The sequence below is a fragment of the Streptomyces sp. NBC_01166 genome (assembly GCF_045039765.1).
Classification (GTDB): domain Bacteria; phylum Actinomycetota; class Actinomycetes; order Streptomycetales; family Streptomycetaceae; genus Streptomyces.
On record NZ_CP108613.1, the window covers coordinates 1125270 to 1138270 of the forward strand.

A 13001-nucleotide genomic window follows, 5' to 3' on the forward strand; every position below is an offset into this window, starting at 1 on the left:
CTGTCCGCAGGCGTCATGGCTGTGTGCGGACTGCTGGCGATCGCAACCATCCGCCCGGAGCGGGACGCCCGGCGGCTGAATCCCGCAGCAGCACCCGCTCCGACACCTCAGGCGGGCGAGTCGAAGCCCGTGGCCCAATAGCGGCCGCGCAGGGCGAGGTCGAGCAGCATGCGCACGACCTCCTCGGCCGGCATGGGGGGCGCGTCCTGCTCCACCCACCACTGCAGGACTCCGACCTGCTCACCCACCCAGGCCCTGGCCAGCACCTCGGAGTCGATTCTCGGTTCGACCGCGTTACGTTCGGAGCGGCCACGGAACTCCTGCGCGGCAACGCGGGCACAAGCTTCCGTGAACATCCGCAGAGGCTTGCCGTCCCCCTCCCCGCGCAGCACGATCCGATAGAGGTCACGCTCGTCGTGCGCGTGGCGCAGCATCTGCAGGATCGGTTTACCCGTGAAGCCCACCGCACTGTCCTGCACCGCAGGTCGCAGCCGGACGTCGAGTTCGGCCAGGAGGTCCGCGGTCACCCGGGCGAAGAGCTCGTCCTTGTCGCGGAAGTGGCTGTAGAAGGTCGCGCGGCCCACGTCCGCCCGCTGGGTGATGTCCTCGACGCTCAGGGCGGTGAACCCCCGCTCGAGCACGAGTTCCACCAAGGCGTCACGCAGCGCCTTGCGCGTCTTGCGAACGCGCCTGTCCTCGGCCAAAGCCGTCCCTCTTTCCCTTGCCGCGCCCGGGCCCCCTGCCGGGGGTGCGACAGCTCAGTGTACGGAAGCCTTGACTCTCCACCCGTTACTGAACAGACTGTCTCAAAACTTGCAACCCGTCGATAAAGCCTTGCCGATGTGCGTCCCTCACATGTGACCGGTCCCAGGAGCCTCCCGATGAACCTCGGTACGTACCTCACACGCAGCGCCCGCCACCGGCCTGCTCACCCCGCGCTGGTGTGCGGGGACCAGATCTGGTCCTACGGCCGGCTGGAGACCGCCGCCAATCGGCTCGGCTCCGCGCTACTGCGGCGCGGGCTGCGTCCCGGCGACGCAGTGGCCTCACTCGCCTGGAACCGTGCCGAACTCGTGGAGGTCGAGTTCGCGCTGTACAAGGCAGGGCTGATCCGTGTGCCGGTCAACGCCCGGCTGGGCCGCGCCGAGATCGAGCACATCCTGCGGGACGCTCCCGTCCGTGTTCTGGTGTTCGACGCCGCGCATCGGGTGGACGCCCTGGCCGCTGTCGAGGCCGCGGGCACCGGCTGCCTGCCCGTGCTGCTCGACTCCGCCGCCGACGCCATTGCCGACGACAGGCCGAGGACCGGGCCTCAGACGGTCCCGTACGCCGACCTGCTGGCCGAGGGCGACACCGGAGTCGTGGCCGTCGAGACCTCTGAACACGACCCGGCCGTACTCAATTTCACCTCGGGTTCGACCGGCGCTCTCAAAGCGGCGGTGCAGACGTTCGGCAACCGCCTCGCGAACATGCGGAAGACGCTGATGAGCGAGGAATCCCGGCCCGGCCCCGCCACCCGTTACCTGGCCTGCGGGCCCATCACCCACGCCACCGGCATGGTGCTGCTCGCCGGTGTGTTCGGTGGCGCGACCACTCACATCCTGCCGGCGTGGAGCGCGGAGGCCTTCTTCGATCTCGTCGAGCGGGAGCGGATCACCTCCACGTTCCTCGTGCCGGCCATGCTCAACATGGTGCTGGCCCACCCGGGTGCGGCGGAGCGCGATCTGTCGAGTCTCACGAGCGTCCGTATCGGCGGGGCCCCGGTGTCCCCCCAGCGGCTGCGCGACGCCGTCGCCCTGTTCGGGCCGGTCGTCGCCCAGGGGTACGGGCTGGCGGAGACCACCAGCGTGGTGGCCGGCCTCTCGAGCGCCGACATCCTGCGGGCGGTGACCGACGACGAAGAACTCCTCCGGTCGTGCGGGCGCCCCGCCTACGACTCCGAGGTCCGTGTCGTCGACGGACGTGGGGACGAACTGCCGCCTCGCGGGATCGGAGAGGTCATCGTGCGCGGCCCCGACTGCGTACGCGAGTACTGGCACGCCCCCGACCTGTCGGCGGAGACCTTCCGCGACGGCTGGGTGCACACCGGCGACCTGGCCTGGATGCGCGAGGACGGCTATCTGTTCCTGGTCGACCGGAAGAAGGACATGATCATCTCCGGCGGCTTCAACATCTACAGCACCGAGGTGGAGACCGCCCTGTACGAGCACCCCGCCGTACTGGAGGCCTGTGTGGTCGGTGTGCCCGACGAGAAATGGGGCGAGGCCGTCAAGGCCGTCGTCGTGACCCGCCCCGGGCAGCACGTCGGTGAGCAGGAACTGGCCGACTTCTGCGCCACGCGCCTGGACCGGTTCAAGAAGCCGAGCTCGGTCGAGTTCGTGGCCGCGCTCCCCCACAACCGCAACGGCAAGCTCGACCGCAAGGCCGTGCGCGAGCCCTTCTGGGCGGGCGCCGACCGCCGCGTGCACTGAACCCCTCAGGAGAGACCGCACATGACCTTCTCGTTCCGCCCCGCATACGAGGACCCGCACCTCGCCGGACTCGTCGACCGTCTGCGCACCTACCTGGAGGGCGAACTCGCCGACTACGAACGCGAGCGGGGTATCACACGCGACACCCGGCTCACCCGTGCCGATCTCGAACCCGTCTGGCAGCGCAGTCGCGAACTCGGCTTCTACGGCATCCAGTTGCCGGCGCAGTACGGGGGCCAGGCCATCAGCAACGTCCAGCTCGCCGCACTCAAGGAGGAGATCGGCGCCAGCGGACGAGTCCTCGGCCACTCGGTGCTCGGCGACATGGGCGGACCGCTCCGGGCAGGGGACATCCTGAAGCACGCCACGGAGCACCAGCTCACGACCTATCTGCTTCCTCTCGTACGCGGTGAACGCGCCTGTTGTTTCTCCCTGACCGAGGCCGACGCCGGATCCGACGTACGGTCCATGACCACCACCGCCGTACCGGACGGGGACGGGTACCGGCTGACCGGCCACAAGGTGTTCAGCTCGGCGGGGCCCTTCGCCGATTTCGCGATCGTGGTGGCGAGGACGGCCGGTACGGAGGACTCCTTCTCCGCGTTCCTGGTCGACCTGGACAGCCCCGGTTGCCGTGTGGTGGAGGGTGCCACCCCGATGTCCGGCGAGCACATCGAGAGCGACATCATCCTGACGGACTGTCATGTCCCGGCGGCCAACCTGCTGGGCGGAGAAGGCCAGGGGCTGAAGATCGCGCTGGGCCGGGTGACGAGCAACCGGCTGCTGCACTGCCCCACCGCCATCGGCGCCGCCCGCCGCGCCCTCCAGCTCACCCGCGACCGCGCCCTGACCCGCAAGGCCGCCGGCGGCCGGCCCCTCATGGAACTGCAGTCGATCCAGCACAAGCTGGCCGACATGGCTACGGATCTCTACGCGGCCCGTTCGATGACCTACGCCGCTCTGGTCGCCCTGGACGGCGGAGCCGACGTCCGGGCGGAAGCGTTCATGTGCAAACTGTTCGTCGCCGAATCGGCCTTCCGCATCCTCGACCAGGCCGTCCAGATCCACGGTAAGGAGGGGCTCACCCAGGGCAACGAGATCGAGTACCTCTTCCGCAAGATGCGCATGTTCCGCGTCCTGACCGGTACCTCCGAGATCCAGCGCAACGGCATCGCGAGGTCCCTGGTCACGCTTGCCTGAGGACGCGGTCAGCTCCCGCAGCAGGACGAGACCGAACCGGCACCGGCCGCCCTGCTGCTACGCGGTGACGTGGCGGACGGGCACATCGGCCGTCCAGCAGGAAGAAGGCCGGTCACCTTCGGCGACCGGCCGGTTCCACCCGCCTCGGACACGCCGTAGCCATTCCGAACCGGCCGCCTGCTACGGCTGCGTCCTGCGGGATTCCCGCGCGGCGGTGTACTCCGACAGCATGGACTCGAGACGGCTCACCATGAAGCGGTAGTACTCCTGCATCTCGCCGAGCCGGTGCTGCTGCACTGCCGTCATCCTGGCGCCTCGCAGCTGCGCCTGTTCGGCGAGCTCGCGCAGTTGGGCGGTCGAAGAGACGATGTGCTGCAGGCACCCGGCCCAGGCGTCCTCCCTCCAGCGGAAGACGAAATGCCGCTGTCCTGCCTCTTTGTAGCGCTCCACGGTGCCGTTGGTGACGAGCAGCCGCGTCATCTCCGAGACCGACCCCTTGCTCGCGTCAAGGGCCTCCTGCAGTTCGGCGAGGGTCATCGGTTTCTCGCTCAGCATCAACAGGCCGGCCGCCCGGCCGGCCATCGGCGGCCAGCCCATCGCCCGGCCGACATGCATGCCGAACTCCTCGACGAGTACTTCGTGGGCGTCAGCGTTGCTGCCCTCGGCCGCCTGGGACACCGAGGCCTCCAAGAATCAGAATAAAGTGAACGTTCAGTATTGACTGAACCATGCGCCCGAGTGGAGAGTACCGGGCAAGCCTGCGGACCTCCGGGGCCACGAGCGATCACCCTACGGCGGGAGACGAGATATGACGAGCGGCAGCTGGGACGTCATCGTGGTGGGGGCGGGATCGGCGGGCGCGGCGTACGCGGTCCGCTCGGCGGAGAAGGGCAAGCGGGTCCTGCTGCTGGAGGCGGGCCCCGATTACCGGTCGGCACAGATGCACGAGGCGTGGCGCTCACCCAACCCGGTGGTCGCCCTGATGGATCCCGCAGCGGCCGAGGGGCTGCTGTGGACGGGCCTCATGTCCTCCCGCACCGACAGGCAGCAGCAGGCTCCCTACTGGCGCGGCCGGGGGGCCGGTGGCAGCTCGTCGGTCAACGGGCAGATCGCGATCCGGCCGCCGATGGCGGACTTCGACGACTGGGCGGCCCTCGGCTGTTCGGGGTGGTCACCGGAGGATGTCCTGCCGTACTTCGCGAAGCTGGAGGACGACACGGAGTTCGGCGACGAGCCCTACCACGGGCGTGGTGGGCCCACGCCGGTCCATCGGATGCCGCAGGACCGGTGGGGCGCTGTGGACACCGCGCTGGCCCGTTCCGCTCTGGCGGCCGGGTTCGGCTGGGCCCCTGACGTCAACGCGCCTTCGACAACCGGGGTCTCGCCGTACCCGATCAATTCGCGTCATGGCCGGCGGGTGACGGTCAACGACGCGTACCTGGAGACGGCACGGGAGCTGAGCACGCTCACCATCCGCGGGGACGCACTCGTGGAACGGGTGGTCCTCGCCGGCGGCCGGGCTGTGGGAGTCCGGCTGCTCGTCGGCGGGCAGGTGGTGACCGAGCGGGCCGACACGGTCGTCCTCAGTGCCGGTGTGATCCACTCCCCCGCGATCCTCATGCGCTCGGGCATCGGCCCCGCGGCGCACCTGCGTTCTGTGGGCATCGACGTCCGCCACGACCTTCCGGTGGGGCTCGGCATGCAGGACCACCCGATGGCTCTGGTGTCGATCCCGCTGAAGGATGCGGCAGCGGTCAGAACACCGCACGATCGGCACACCAACGTCTGCGTCCGATGGACCAGCGGAGCGGACGCCCCGCAGAACGACTTGATGTTCGTCGCGCTCAACCAGAACGTGCTGGCCATGGCCACCGCCTCGACCGGCACCAGCTCGGGAGCCTTCGGGGTTTGGCTGAACCAGAACCACTCCCGCGGGGCGCTGACGCTGGCCTCGGCCGACCCCTCCGACCAGCCGCTGGTGCGGCAGCGGATGCTCTCCGACGAGAGGGACCTCGCCCGCATGCGCCACGGTGTACGGACGCTGGTCGACATGGCCCGCCGGCCCGAGGTCGCGGAGATCACAGCCGGCTCGCTCGAGAAGGAGAACGCGGCTCTGTTCCGCGTGCTGGAGAGCGACGCCGGGCTCGACGACTACTTGCTGACCACGGTCGTGGACGCGCAGCACGGGACCAGCACCTGCCGCATGGGCGCGGCCGGCGACCCCGGCACGGTCGTCGACAGCGAGTGCCGCGTCCTCGGCGTGGACGGCCTGCACGTGGTCGACGCCTCGGTCTTTCCGGCCGTGCCGCGCGCCAACACCAATCTCGCCACGATCATGGTCGGTGAGCTCATGGCCGACCGGATCGCCTGACCTGACCCCGCTTGCCGATTCTTTCAGCGGGCCGGGCCCTGTCGGTGTCACGCCCCCGCTCCGTCCACGGAGGAGATCTCCCGATGAAAACCTTGCAGAACCTTGTCGGCGGCATGTGGGAGGACTCCCTGGACGACGCGCTGCTCGATGTCGTCGACCCCGCCACCGAGGACGTCGTCGCCCGCGCTCCCGGTGGCTGCGGGGGCGACATCGACCGCGCGGTAGCCGCGGCGGTGCGGGCACAGCCCGCATGGGCCGCGCTGCCCGTGTCCGAGCGTGTCGCGCAGCTCTCCACCTGGGCGGACACCATCGCCGAGCACGCCGATGAACTCGCCGAACTCGAGTGCCGGGAGATGGGCAAGCCGGTCGGGATCGGACGCACCTTCATCGACGGTGCCGTGGCGGGCCTCAAGGCCGCGGCGGCCCAGGCGCTGTCGTACGGCTTCGAGGAGACGGTCAGCCACGCGGACGGCAGCGCGACGAGGATCCTGCGGCACCCGCTGGGGGCCACCGCGGTGATCACGCCCTGGAACTTCCCGGTTCCCATGGTTCTCGGCGCGCTCGGCCCCCTCCTGGCAGCCGGCAACACCGTCGTCGTCAAGCCCTCGGAGCGCTCCCCTCTGTCGGCCGTGAGGCTCTTCGAGCTGCTGAACCTGCCGCCGGGGGTGGTGAACCTGGTCCTCGGCGATGCGCGGGCCGGAGTGCCTCTGGCCGAGCACGAGCAGATCCGGCTCGTGCACTTCACGGGGTCCGTCGAGGCCGGCCGAGAAGTCGGAGCGGGTACCGGCAGGCTGTTGCACCGCGCGGTGCTCGAACTCGGCGGCAAGGACCCGGTCGTCATCGACTCGGGAGTCGACCCCGCAGCGACGGCCGCCGCCGTCGCGTTCGGCGCCTTCATCAACACCGGGCAGATCTGCACGTCCATGGAACGTATCTACGTGCACCAGGAGATCGCGGACGAGTTCATCGACGCCCTGGTGCAGGCGGCGCGGTCGTACACCATGGGCGACGGTCACGACGAAGGCGTCATGATGGGCCCGCTGGTCGACGGGCGTCAGCGCGACATCGTCCGGCGGCACGTCGCCGACGCGGTCGAGCGAGGTGCGACGATCCGCGCGGGAGGGACCGATCCGGACGGCAAGGGCTTCTTCTACCCGGCCACGGTCCTGACCGGCGTCGACGAGTCGATGCTGGCGATGAGCGAGGAGACCTTCGGCCCGCTCGCCCCCGTCGTGGTCGTCTCCTCCTTCGAGGAGGGTCTCGAGCGGGCCTCCCGGTCCCGCTTCGGCCTCGCCGCGACGGTCTACACCGACGACCCCGACCACATCGCCGCTGCCGCCCGGATCCCCGCAGGTGTCGTCTGGATCAACCAGTGGCAGGGCGGTGGCCCCGAACGCCTCTACGAACCCGCCGGCGACAGCGGCATGGGAGCCACGGGCTCGACCGCGGCCTATGACGCCGCCACCCGGCCGGCCACCGTCCACATCGCCTCGCGGCCGGCGTCATGAGGACCGTACCGGTGGCTCCCAAGAGCATCATCGAGCGGCGGATCCGGACCGCGGAACGCGGACTGGTGGATCTGTCCCACCGGATCCACGCCCACCCGGAACTCGCCTTCCAGGAGGTCCGAGCCAGTGACTGGGTCGCCCAGCACCTGAGCGAGGCCGGCTTCGAGGTCGAACACGGCTGCTACGGCCTGCCCACCGCGGTCCGCGCCACCGTGGGCTCCGGGCCGCTGCACATCGCGGTCTGCGCGGAGTACGACGCGCTGCCCGAAATCGGCCACGCCTGCGGACACAACGTGATCGCTGCCGCCGCGGTGGGCGCCGGCCTCGGGCTGGCAGGCCTCGCCGACGACCTCGGGATCACGCTCACCGTCCTCGGGACACCGGCCGAGGAAGGAGGCGGCGGCAAAGTACTGATGCTCGAACGCGGAGCCTTCGACGGGCTCGACGCCGCCATGATGGTGCATCCAGCGGCCGCCGAGATGGATGCCATGCCCGGCTCGGCGGTCTCCATGTTCGACGTGTCCTACCGCGGCACGCCCGCGCATGCGGGCGCCTATCCCGAACGTGGCGTCAACGCCGCCGACGCCATGACCGTCGCCCAGGTGGCCATCGGGCTGATGCGCCAGCAGACCGCGGGCGGGGACCGCATCCAGGGCATCGTCACCGAGGCCGGCACCGCGGCGAACATCATCCCGGAGGCCAGCCGGGGCCGATGGGTCGTCCGCTCGGACACACTGTCGACGCTGACACCGCTCAGGGCACGGGTACAGCGCTGCTTCGAGGCCGGGGCACTCGCGACCGGCTGTGAACTGTCGATCGCCCCGGCCGGCCCCGACTACGCCGACCTGCGGCCCGACCCCCGGCTGCTGGCGCTGTACCGGACCAACGCGGAGGCACTCGGCCGGACCTTCGCGGACCTGCCCGGCGGCGCAGCCGTCGGAGCCGCGACCGACATGGGCAACGTCTCCCACGTCGTGCCCACCATCCACCCCATGCTCGGACTGGACTGCGCACCCGCCGTCAACCACCAGCCCGAGTTCACCGCCGCGTGCATCACTCCGGCCGCGGACCGCGCCGTCATCGACGGCGCCGTCGCCATGGCCTGGACCGCCGCAGACCTCGCCGCGGCCTCCCGAACGGGCCGCTTGTGACACACGACCGGAAGTCCAGGGTCAGCAGGGTGTGTGACCACGGCAGCCCGGCTCCAGCGAAGTGCCCGTCCGTACGATCGCCCGGCGCGGGTTGTCGGTAGGGACCGGCGCCGGTAACCGGTTCACGTCACGGCCGTGGTCCCATCCCGGCGAAGAGGGCGTCGAGAATTCGGTCGACGTATGCGTGGGTCAGTGGTTCCTGTGTGATCAGCAGGCGGAAGTACAGGGGGCCGGAGAGGACCGCCATCGCCAGGTCCAGGTCGAAGTCGGACGCCAGTTGGCCCTGTTCTCGTGCCGCCTGGAGGCGTGCGACGGTCTTGGCCGCCTGTGGGGCGATGAACCGCTCATTGAGCGCGCCGGCTACGCCGGGGTCGAACTGGGCCTCGCCGACCAGAGCCTGGAAGAGGGGGCGGAGCGGTGCGGTGGCCAGGAGATCGACGGTCTCGTAGATCTGCTTGCGCAGGTCTGCGACGACATCAGCCGTGTCGGGGTAGTCCAGCGCTGACTCGGCGAGCGACAGCAGTGAGTCGAGCAGCAGGGCGCCCTTGGAGGGCCATCGGCGATAGATGGTGTGCTTGCCGACGCCGGCCCGGGCAGCGATGGCTTCGATGCTGAGCTTGGCGTAGCCGAGTTCCTGCCCCAGATCGAGCGTGGTCCGCATGATGGCTTTGGTCAGGTCGGGGCCGCTACGACGGGCGTTGGTCATGTTCCCACAGTAACGGAACGGCACGGCACGTGCCGTGCTTGACAGGATGGCATCATCCCGGCACGCTTCAGCCGGAACGGCACGGCACGTGCCGTTCCTTCGGAGGGGTGGGTGTGTGGACACTGACGGGATCATGGCGGGTGCGGGCTCGGCGGGCCGGATGCCGACCGACGAACCGCGGCGCCTGTGCGCCGCATCGGAGCCTTCTTCAACCGCACGCGTTCGGTGGCACTCGGGGCTGTCGGACAGGGGGTGCGGACGGGCACGGCGGGCGGACCATACCCCCCCAGCTCGCCGCGCCCGTCACCGCCCCGGACCCCGGAATGCCCGGTACAGGAGGCCACTTGGGCAGGGAAAACGCAACTTCGACATGGCCCGCATAGACAGCTACCTTCACCTGGTCTTCGGCGATCGCCCACGGTCGCGCAGGAGTTCCTACGGCTGTGCCACCCGCGACGGGATGAGTCGGTCAGGCCATAAGAATCCTCGCCCCGTGCGTAAACCACCGAACCGGACCCGCACCGGGCACCCCCGATCAAGGAGAGACGCATGCCCCAACTGGCGCTGTACACGTTCGGCGTCCTGAAGTCACCTCTCGTCGATCCCGCACCTCTCACGCGCGAGTTCTACGACATTGGTGAGGCCGTCTACGGGAAGATCAGTCAGCACCCCGGGTACCTCGCTCGTGCTGAAGCGGCAGACGGTGACCAGGGCATGCTCTTCGAGGCGGACTGGGGAGCATGGGGAGACTTCGCCGTACCGACCTGGTACGGCAAGGGCCGTACGGTGGAAACCACCGCCCTGGCCGCGACACTCTCACTCTGGACCGACCTGCGCCCCGCCTTCGACGCGGTCTACACCGGTCTGCACCGTGAGGCGCTGAACAGGCGTCACGACTGGTTCGAGAGGACTGGACACCCGGGTCACGTCTGCTGGTGGGTCTCCGACGGCGTGATACCCACCTGGCGCGACGGGGTCTCCAGGCTGGAGCACCTCCACGACCACGGCGCCGCGCCGCACGCCTTCACCTTCCACCACCCGTTCGCCCCAGAGGGGACTTCGACCAGGGTCAAAGGCATCGGGCCGAAGAGCGACCAGGTTCGCTGACAGGGAAGCCCGAACGACTGGATTCGCTTCCCGTGCGCAACCGTCACAGCTCCCTCCCGCACCCGTGATCCACCGCCCCCGCGCTCGCCCTCACCTCTCGGAAATGAGCCGCCGCCATGCCCGCCACCACCGATCGGACCTCCTTCACCGACTGGCTCCACAGCCATGCCACCCCGCTGGGCCACCTCGCCCCGTCAGCGCCCCTGGACGACCTGGAACCGCTGCGCGACATGCTCGACGGCGCCCGAGTGGTCGCCCTCGGCGAACACTCCCACTTCATCGACGAGTTCGCCGCGATGCGCCAACGCGTCCTGCGGTTCCTCGTCGAACGCTGCGGCTTCACCGTCCTGGCCTTCGAGTACGGCTTCTGCGAAGCCATACCCCTCGACGCCTGGACCCGAGGCACGGGAGCGGACGACGACCTCTCCGCGCTCCTGGCAACCGCGGTGCCCATCGGACTCCACGATCCGCTGCGCTTCATCCGCCGCCACAACCGCACCGCCGCGGAACCGGTCCGCTTCGCAGGAGTCGACATCCCGGCGGCCGGCGGGTCGCTGCTCCCCGCCTTGGCCCCGGTCGCCGACTACCTCCGCCACATCGACCCGGAAACCCTGCCGACGGTCCGGAGCGCGACCACGATCGCCGCGTCCTTCGCCGGTGACTCGGCAGCCGTGGCCGCACCCGCATGGGCGCGTCTGACCACCACCGACCAGGACACCCTCAGCGCGCTCCTGGCGCGGCTGCTCATCCGATTCCGTTCCCTGGAACCGCTGTACGTCTCCCGCGGAGACCGTCACAGCTACGACACCGCCCTGCGGTGCCTGGAGGCCGCCTGTCACGGCGACTACACCTTCCGCGCCATGGCCGCCCTCTTCGCCGGAGAGGGTCTCACGGCCGACACCTCCGCCCGCGACCGCTACATGGCGGAGTCACTTCTGTGGCACCTGAACCGGCTCGAACCCACGGCCCGCGTCGTACTGATGGCGCACAACGCCCACATCCAGAGGACGCCGATCGCCTTCGACGGCCACCTCACAGGGCTCCCCATGGGGCAGCACCTGCACCACGCCCTGGGTGACTCGTACTTCGCCCTCGGCCTGACCAGCGTCACCGGCCACACCGCCGACATGCGTCGTGACGAGAGCGCTCCCTTCGGATTCAGCGTCCACGACACCCCGCTGGAGCCACCCGTGCCGGGAAGCATCGAAGCGGCCTTCGCCGAGACCGGCCTCGGACTCGCCGTCGCCGGTCTTCGTCAGGCCCGGGCCGAGAATCTCCGCACCCCTGACCGCATCCGTATGCAGGGGATCTACCAGCACACCCCGGTCATCGACGCGTTCGACGGCATCCTCAGCACACCCGCCTCCACCACCACCGACCTGGAGAAGCCATGACCAGCAGGTTCACCGAATTGGTCTTCGATTGCCATGATCCGCAGCGGCTCGCTGCCTTCTGGTGCGAAGTCCTGGACTTCACCGTGCTCGACCGGAGCGAGGGGAAGGTCGAGATCGGCTCCTGGGAGCCGACCGTCGAAGCTGTCCGGGGCGGCCAGATGACGCCAACGCTGGTGTTCATCAAGGTGCCCGAGGGAAAAACCGTGAAGAACCGGCTCCACCTCGACGTGAGCCCCATCGACGCCGGAACCGACGACGAAGTCGCCAGACTGCTCAGCCTCGGCGCCACCACGGTGGACGTGGGCCAGGGCCCCGCCCGCAATTGGACGGTCATGGCCGACCCCGAGGGCAACGAATTCGACGTCCTGCGCAGCCTGGCACCTCCCACCCACACGACGCCCACCGCATAGCCGGCATTAATCGTCCTGGAGTTGATCACACCGGGTCGTCCGCTATCGCTGCCAGCAGCAGGCCGTCGCGTGCCAGCCAGCGTCCGGAGAAGACGGCCGGTTCGTCGTCCGTCCGCGCGGGACGGGACGGCCGCAGCCGCGCGCGGAACGTGTTGCGGTCCGGGTCGATCGTGACCACGGCGTCGTGGAACCCGAGCCAGCGCCCGGTGAGCGGGAACCACGCCTTGTAGACCGCTTCCTTGCAGCAGAAGAGAAGCCGGTCCCAATGGACCGGGTCAGCACGGGTCCGCAGGTCCTCGATGTGGCGCCGCTCGGCGGCGTCGGCGATCTGGTCGATGACGGCGGGCAACGGCTCGTCGGGCTCGGCGTCCACGCCGACAGCGCGCACGAGGTCCGACGGGGCGACGGCCGCCGCACGGTAGCCGGGGCAGTGAGTCATGCTCCCCACGATCGCCTGCGGCCAGCGCGGAGCACCGTACGCGTCCGGGACCAGTGCCGTCGGCCCCACGCCCAGCTCCGCCAGCGCCGCTCGCGCGCAGCGTCGCACCGTGGCGTACTCGCGGCGGCGCCGTTGCGTCGCGCCGGAGACGGCCTCGCTCTCCCCGGGGAGGAGCGGCGCCTCGACGGAGTCGTCGAACGCCTCGGCGGACCGGACGCCGGGCGGCAGCAGTTCCTCGATCAAC

General features: G+C 69.8%; 12 protein-coding genes. 8 read left to right on the top strand and 4 right to left on the bottom strand.

The genetic code is table 11. The features are described from left to right. Positions 1 to 107: 107 nt before the first annotated feature. The gene (locus OG379_RS05275; RefSeq protein ID WP_393756823.1) at positions 108 to 704 is read right to left on the bottom strand and encodes a TetR/AcrR family transcriptional regulator; all 597 of its coding nucleotides are present in this window, start codon (positions 702 to 704) and stop codon (positions 108 to 110) included. A gap of 177 nt (positions 705 to 881) precedes the next feature. On the opposite strand from OG379_RS05275, the gene OG379_RS05280 reads away from it, so the two are divergent. Next, a complete protein-coding gene (locus OG379_RS05280) occupies positions 882 to 2471 on the top strand; it encodes a class I adenylate-forming enzyme family protein (protein WP_405659812.1) in 1590 nt (529 codons plus the stop codon). A 21-nt stretch (positions 2472 to 2492) separates the two neighbouring features. After that, complete coding sequence (locus OG379_RS05285) at positions 2493 to 3671, top strand: acyl-CoA dehydrogenase family protein (protein WP_405659815.1); 1179 nt, start codon at positions 2493 to 2495, stop codon at positions 3669 to 3671. 180 nt (positions 3672 to 3851) lie between these two features. On the opposite strand, the gene OG379_RS05290 is transcribed toward OG379_RS05285, so the two are convergent. Continuing rightward, on the bottom strand, positions 3852 to 4349 hold the full coding sequence (locus OG379_RS05290) for a GbsR/MarR family transcriptional regulator (protein ID WP_405659818.1): 498 nt from the start codon (positions 4347 to 4349) through the stop codon (positions 3852 to 3854). 130 nt (positions 4350 to 4479) lie between these two features. Here OG379_RS05290 and OG379_RS05295 point away from each other — a divergent pair, with 130 nt between their 5' ends. The 3 genes from OG379_RS05295 (at position 4480) to OG379_RS05305 (ending at position 8701) form a co-directional block, all read left to right on the top strand. Further along, positions 4480 to 6042: a GMC family oxidoreductase gene (locus tag OG379_RS05295; protein ID WP_405659820.1), complete on the top strand. Its 1563-nt coding sequence runs from the start codon at positions 4480 to 4482 to the stop codon at positions 6040 to 6042. Between the two features lie 83 nt (positions 6043 to 6125). After that, positions 6126 to 7550: an aldehyde dehydrogenase family protein gene (locus OG379_RS05300; RefSeq protein ID WP_405659823.1), complete on the top strand. Its 1425-nt coding sequence runs from the start codon at positions 6126 to 6128 to the stop codon at positions 7548 to 7550. Between the two features lie 11 nt (positions 7551 to 7561). Beyond that, complete coding sequence (locus OG379_RS05305) at positions 7562 to 8701, top strand: M20 family metallopeptidase (RefSeq protein ID WP_405659825.1); 1140 nt, start codon at positions 7562 to 7564, stop codon at positions 8699 to 8701. A 127-nt stretch (positions 8702 to 8828) separates the two neighbouring features. Here the strand turns inward: OG379_RS05305 and OG379_RS05310 are convergent, their stop codons facing one another. Beyond that, on the bottom strand, positions 8829 to 9407 hold the full coding sequence (locus tag OG379_RS05310) for a TetR/AcrR family transcriptional regulator (protein WP_405659827.1): 579 nt from the start codon (positions 9405 to 9407) through the stop codon (positions 8829 to 8831). Positions 9408 to 9956: 549 nt separating this feature from the next. Here OG379_RS05310 and OG379_RS05315 point away from each other — a divergent pair. From OG379_RS05315 to OG379_RS05325, 3 genes are all read left to right on the top strand, one after another. Next, positions 9957 to 10514: a DUF3291 domain-containing protein gene (locus tag OG379_RS05315; protein WP_405659835.1), complete on the top strand. Its 558-nt coding sequence runs from the start codon at positions 9957 to 9959 to the stop codon at positions 10512 to 10514. 116 nt (positions 10515 to 10630) lie between these two features. Further along, a complete protein-coding gene (locus OG379_RS05320; protein ID WP_405659838.1) occupies positions 10631 to 11908 on the top strand; it encodes an erythromycin esterase family protein in 1278 nt (425 codons plus the stop codon). Further along, complete coding sequence (locus tag OG379_RS05325) at positions 11905 to 12318, top strand: VOC family protein (protein WP_405659840.1); 414 nt, start codon at positions 11905 to 11907, stop codon at positions 12316 to 12318. Before OG379_RS05320 ends, OG379_RS05325 begins: the two co-directional genes overlap by 4 nt. A gap of 25 nt (positions 12319 to 12343) precedes the next feature. Here OG379_RS05325 and OG379_RS05330 read toward each other — a convergent pair whose 3' ends face one another. After that, a complete protein-coding gene (locus OG379_RS05330; RefSeq protein WP_405659843.1) occupies positions 12344 to 13000 on the bottom strand; it encodes a 4'-phosphopantetheinyl transferase in 657 nt (218 codons plus the stop codon). Between the last annotated feature and the right edge of the window lies 1 nt (position 13001).